Annotated in this window: 1 protein-coding gene and 1 pseudogene; both read left to right on the top strand. The window is 70.5% G+C overall.

What is annotated here, in order from left to right:
- The first annotated feature begins 498 nt into the window (after positions 1 to 498).
- Complete coding sequence (locus tag D180_RS09110) at positions 499 to 1,317, top strand: 2-keto-4-pentenoate hydratase (RefSeq protein WP_232760411.1); 819 nt, start codon at positions 499 to 501, stop codon at positions 1,315 to 1,317.
- Between the two features lie 35 nt (positions 1,318 to 1,352).
- Positions 1,353 to 1,512: pseudogene (locus tag D180_RS23445) on the top strand (TRAP transporter substrate-binding protein); the annotation flags it as partial.

Raw genomic sequence — 1,512 nt, 5'->3', positions numbered from 1 at the left:
CTCGGCGGCGCTCTCGCTGGCCGGCCGCTCGGCCGCTGCCGTCGGGCCGAGGGCGCCCAGCGATAGGCACAGCGCCGCCAGCAGGGCGATGCCGGAGCGGGGCCGGCGCCTGCCGCAGGATGGGGACAGTGGTTCGGCGGGACGTAGGCGGGGGGCGAGGAGTCGGGCCGACATCATCGAGATCTCGTCGTGGATGGAAGAAACCCGCGGCGCGTGGCCGAGGGCACGATGGCCCAAGTGTGCGCGCCGCCTGCGCCAACGCATGGCGCTGTATCGCTGTTGCTGTTGCTGTTGCTGTTGCTGTTGCCTTTGCCTTTGCCTTTGCCTTTGCCTTTGCCGATTCCCGATTCCCGATTCCCGATTCCCGATTCCCGATTCCCGGCCTTTTGCCGCACCGCACATTGCCAATGACACCGGTTTACCATATACAACGGCGCAACGCGCTGTCGATGCGCGGCGCAGCAATTCCGATCCCCCACATTCCTTGCGGAGATGCCCTTGAGCCTTCCTTCCGGCCCGTCGCAGACGCCACCGCCCGCGTTGGCCGACATCGCGGCCCGCTTCGTCCAGGCCCGTCGCCAGGGCCGCGCGTTGCCCGATTTCCCCGGTGTCATCCCCGACGATCTGGAGACCGCCTATCGCGTGCAGGACCTGGCGATCGCGCAATGGCCGGACCGCGTGGTCGGCTGGAAGGTCGGCTACATCGCCCCCGAGCGTCGCGACCACTCCGGGGACGAGCGCCTGCTGGGCCCGATCTTCGCGGCTGCGCTGTGGAATGCTACCGGTGGAACAACGAACATCCCGGTGTTCGACGGCGGCTTCGGCGCGGTCGAGGCCGAGTACGTACTGCGCCTGGACGCGGACGTGCCGGCCGACCAGTTGCACTGGACTCCACAGCAGGCTGCGCAGGTGCCGGCGACGCTGTTCGTCGGGGTCGAGGTGGCGAGCAGCCCGCTGGCCACCATCAACCAGCTGGGGCCGCGCGTGGTGATCTCCGATTTCGGCAACAACAACGGCCTGCTGCTGGGGCCGCAGGTGCCGGACTGGACCGCGCTGGACGAGACCGCGCTGCGCGCCGAGACCTGGATCGAGGGCCAGTGCGTGGGCACCGGTGGCGCCACGCTGTTGCCGGGCGGCCTGCGTGCGGCGTTCGCGTTCGCGCTGGCGCGCTCGGCCAGGCGTGGCCGGCCGCTGCGCCGCGGCGAGCTGATCGCCACCGGCAACGCCACCGGTATCCACGACATCGCCATCGGCCAGCAGGCGACGATCCGCTTCGACGGCTACGGCGAACTTCACTGCAAGGCGGTCGCGGCCTAGGCTGGCGACGGCAATGACGCGCGGGAGGGCGCAGCATGATCACTCGTAGACGATTCCTGGGCGCGGGCCTGACCGCGGCGGCCGCGGCCGGCGTGCCGCTGGGTGCGCTGGCGCAGGCCGGCGGTAGCGGTACGCGCCTGCTCACCGCCACCGACGTGCACGTGGCCGACTACCCCACCGTGGAGGCGGTGCGCT

It is taken from the genome of Xanthomonas sp. SHU 166, assembly GCF_000364685.1.
Classification (GTDB): domain Bacteria; phylum Pseudomonadota; class Gammaproteobacteria; order Xanthomonadales; family Xanthomonadaceae; genus Xanthomonas_A; species Xanthomonas_A sontii.
Note: the sequence above shows the minus strand (reverse complement) of the source record. Positions and strands in the feature narration are given on the sequence as shown.